Raw genomic sequence first — 4,058 nt, forward strand, 5'->3', positions numbered from 1 at the left:
GTCTTAACTTATTTGGCTATAGCTATATGTGCTAGCCCCTAAGAAATAGCCATGAAATTGGTACAATGATACAATACTGATAATAAATAATTCAGTATTCTTAATAGTCAAAATAGTCAAATATCTAGAGACGTTTAACACCTGTGGGCGCAATTAACCAGACTAAAGATCGGTCAAAAGATCCGTCAAACTTCCAATCAGAATCTAAATACTTAGATAAGAATCCCAAAATTGTGTTGACGGGTGGAGGCACTGCTGGTCATGTTAGTCCCAATCTTGCCTTAATTCCCAGCCTTGAGTCTGAAGGATGGGAAGTTGTCTATATTGGCTCTGAAAACGGTATTGAAAAAAAGCTAGTTGCGGAAGCTGGTATTCCTTATTATGGCATCTCATCGGGAAAACTACGCCGTTATTTTTCTTGGCAGAATTTCATCGATCCGTTTAAGGTAATTAAGGGCATCTTCGATGCCTATGGGGCGATCGCCAAGATTAAACCTAGGGTTGTGTTTTCTAAAGGGGGTTTCGTGACCGTTCCCGTGATCTTCTCCAGTTGGTTGCAACGAATTCCTGTCATTATCCATGAGTCCGATTTCTCTTCAGGTTTAGCCAACCGTTTATCAATTCCTTTTGCTACGAAAATCTGTGTTACCTTTCCCGAAACTGCGAAGGCGTTAGCCAAATATGCTGCCAAAGTCAAGCATACGGGCTTGCCCATTCGTCCCGATATTCTGCAAGGTAATGCCGCCAGAGGTCGTGAACTTTGCGGATTTAATCTCGATTTACCAGTTCTGTATGTGGTAGGTGGTAGTACGGGATCGGCAAAAATAAATCAAGCTGTGCGTTCGATTTTATCTTCCCTTACACAGAAATACCAAGTTGTTCATGCTTGCGGCAAAGGGAATATCGATACTAATCTCGAAGGACATCCGAACTATCGGCAATTTGAGTATTTAGGAACGGAACTTGCGGATATTTTAGCGATCGCTGATTTAGTGGTGTCCCGATCGGGGGCTAATGCAGTATTCGAGTTTCTGACTTTACGCAAACCGCATTTATTAATTCCCCTATCAAAATTATCCAGTCGAGGCGATCAGATTCTTAATGCTCAGTCTTTTCAAACTCGTGGCTATAGTGCTGTCCTGCTAGAAGAAGACTTAACTAGTGAGAGTTTATTAAAGGCGATCGCCGATCTCGATCTGCATCGCAATGAATATATCCAGCACATGAATCAAAGCGAGGCAACTAACGCGATCGCGCAGATCGCGACTTTAATCAAAGAGTTTCAATAGCTATAGCAACGTAAAGTTTACTTAGGACATAAACCCCTAAAGATGAGTTGCGGCGCAAAGCGCCGCAACTCATCTTTAGGGGTTTGATTTGTCCTCACTATTTATTACGTTGCATTAATAAGTAGCTGAGCATAACTAAAAGCCATAGCCAAAACCCGTAGCAGACGCTGCGCGTCCGCTACGGGTTTTAATAGCGACCGACTACTTAATTAATGCAAAATATTTAAAATGCCGAAACTTAACAATAGAATCCCAATTATGCCCAATAGAGTTTTTTGTAATCTCGTCATTACTGGTTTTATTTCGTAGGCTACCAGCAACCGATCCTTCGCTAAGTCGGCTTCAGGCTTTTCCCATGTTTGTCCGTCATACCAGCCTGACTCTTCATAAAAAATCTTGGCACTATCAAGGCGTTGTTTCACATGTCCCCATCCCGATAGCAGCAGCAGCACTGGCAAAATTAGACCCACCGACCCGCCAATATTCGCAACACAAATAAACTGCCATAGATGCCGATTTGGGGATTGAATGCTCATCGCGACGGGCGAAAAAATAATCGCAAACCCCAACCAGATCAGCAATAACATACGTAAATATTGCGATCGCTCCAATTTTGCCCAACGATAAAAGAAAGCTTCCTTAAGCTCGACATATTCATTGAGTGGTTGTTGATCTTTAGGAACTGGACAGGACATGGATGGAGAAATCATGGAGACTTACTTAGTTAGTGTAGCAATAAGCCATACCGAAATATTGCGGGCTTGCGAATCTAATTGCTGTTATAGCAGTAGCCAGTTATGTTAGGACAAAAACAAAACCCAGAAGAGTATTGCGGCGCTTCGCGCCGCAATACTCTTCTGGGTTTTATGTCTTAACTTATTTGGCTATAGCTATATTTTATTTTTGATTTTATTTTTGATTTTATTTTTGATTTTATTTTTGTAAGTAGCTGAGCATAATTTAAATCCAGATGTAAAGTCTGCGCCGCAGGATTTAGGATTTTATATTTAATTGCGCCCATTGGTATAAGAATAAAGCACAAAATAGCGTAGCCTTTTTGTACTTTGGTATAAGGTGTGAGTGGAGTAGAGTTTATGAAATTGTTTGGTACGGATGGCATTCGCGGTCATGTCGGTGATTTTCTCACAGCGACATTGGCTCTTGAAGTCGGTATTAGTGCAGGCAAAATTTTAAAGGAACGGGTCGAACAAGATTGCGCAGATCTCGCGGATCAAGCCCGTGCGATCGCAATAGGGCAGGACTCCCGAACTTCAGGAGATATGCTATCGACGGCGATTTCCGCAGGATTAACCGCCGCAGGTTGGGATGTTTGGCATATTGGGCTATGCCCTACCCCTGCAGTAGCTTACCTAACTGCGCATTCTCCTGAAATTTTTGGTGGTGTCATGATCTCAGCTAGCCACAATCCACCAGAGGATAATGGCATTAAGTTCTTTGGGGCAAATGGGACAAAACTTTGTAGCGAAACTCAGAAGGCGATCGAGGCAGTTTTAGAATCGCGAGACCATGCCAATCTGTCTCAGCCCTCTCAGGATTGGGGTCAATATCAGGAAAAATCCCATTTAATCGATCGCTACCAAGAGTCTTTACAAACCTCGATCGCTACAGATTTAAGTGGTTTGAAGGTGGTGCTCGATCTTGCCTATGGTTCGGCAACCCTTGTATCGATGCAAGTATTTCGGAATCTGGGAGCGGAGGTGATTTGTTTGCACCAAGATCCCGATGGCGATCGGATTAATGTGAATTGCGGTTCTACCCATCTCGAACCCTTACGCGCAGCCGTGAAAGAACATCATGCGGATATGGGCTTTGCCTTTGATGGCGATGCCGATCGCGTTTTGGCTGTTGACCGTCATGGTCGGATCGTCGATGGCGACTATATCCTGTACCTATGGGGACAGGAGTTGATGGAAAAAAATCAACTGCCCAACAGCGCGATCGTGACCACGGTAATGGCAAATCTGGGCTTTGAAAGAGCTTGGCAAAAACTAGGTGGTAACTTAGTACGGACAGCCGTTGGGGATCAGTATGTCCATGCGGAAATGGTGCGATCGGGAGCCATGCTGGGCGGAGAGCAGTCGGGACATGTGCTATGCCGTCACTATGCAGTTAGTGGTGATGGTTTGCTAGCAGCACTACATCTCGCTGCTCTTGCGAAACAAAAAGCTCCCCTCGACGAACTAATGGATCGCAGTTTTCATCCTTTTCCCCAATTACTCAAAAATGTGCGCGTGGAAGATCGCGACCAGCGCCGCAATTGGCAATCCTGTGATGCCCTAGTCCAAGCGATCGCCTTAGCCGAGCAAGATTTAGGCGATCGGGGCAGGATTTTAGTTCGCGCTTCTGGCACAGAACCACTGATGCGTGTAATGGTCGAGGCAGAAACCTTCGACTTAGCAAATCATTGGACAAATAGTTTGGTCGGGTTGATTGAAAAACAACTTGTTAAGGCTTAAAAAAAAAGCCAAGAATGGCGGCGCTACGCGCCGCCATTCTTAGTTTGGGAAAACTTTGCTAAGTAATACCAAAACAAAAAATGGCTACGCCATTTTTTGTTTCTCAAACCCTTACTAGGTTTAGTTTTCAATTCACAAAAGTGTGACAACACTTTTGTGAATTGGTATAACGTCAGTTCGGGTTAAGCTGGTAAATTTTAAAAGCCCAAAAATAAAAGCCCTGCTACGCAAGGCTTTTATAGCTATCGCCAAATATACTAGGACATAAACCCCAAGAATTGACTGGCGGCGC

3 protein-coding genes are annotated in these 4,058 nt (G+C 43.9%); 2 read left to right on the plus strand and 1 reads right to left on the minus strand.

From position 1 onward, the window contains the following. Positions 1 to 143: 143 nt before the first annotated feature. Positions 144 to 1,289 carry an undecaprenyldiphospho-muramoylpentapeptide beta-N-acetylglucosaminyltransferase gene (locus AC805_RS21480; RefSeq protein ID WP_156341525.1) on the plus strand — a complete coding sequence of 382 codons (1,146 nt, stop codon included), beginning with the start codon at positions 144 to 146 and terminating at the stop codon, positions 1,287 to 1,289. 209 nt (positions 1,290 to 1,498) lie between these two features. Here the strand turns inward: AC805_RS21480 and AC805_RS21485 are convergent, their stop codons facing one another. Next, on the minus strand, positions 1,499 to 1,999 hold the full coding sequence (locus AC805_RS21485; RefSeq protein ID WP_231664086.1) for a CGLD27 family protein: 501 nt from the start codon (positions 1,997 to 1,999) through the stop codon (positions 1,499 to 1,501). Positions 2,000 to 2,383: 384 nt separating this feature from the next. Here AC805_RS21485 and glmM point away from each other — a divergent pair, with 384 nt between their 5' ends. After that, positions 2,384 to 3,766, plus strand: a complete 1,383-nt coding sequence (gene glmM, locus AC805_RS21490; RefSeq protein ID WP_055077300.1) for a phosphoglucosamine mutase — start codon at positions 2,384 to 2,386, stop codon at positions 3,764 to 3,766. Positions 3,767 to 4,058: the final 292 nt, after the last annotated feature.

The organism is Pseudanabaena sp. 'Roaring Creek' (assembly GCF_001402795.1).
Lineage (GTDB): Bacteria > Cyanobacteriota > Cyanobacteriia > Pseudanabaenales > Pseudanabaenaceae > Pseudanabaena.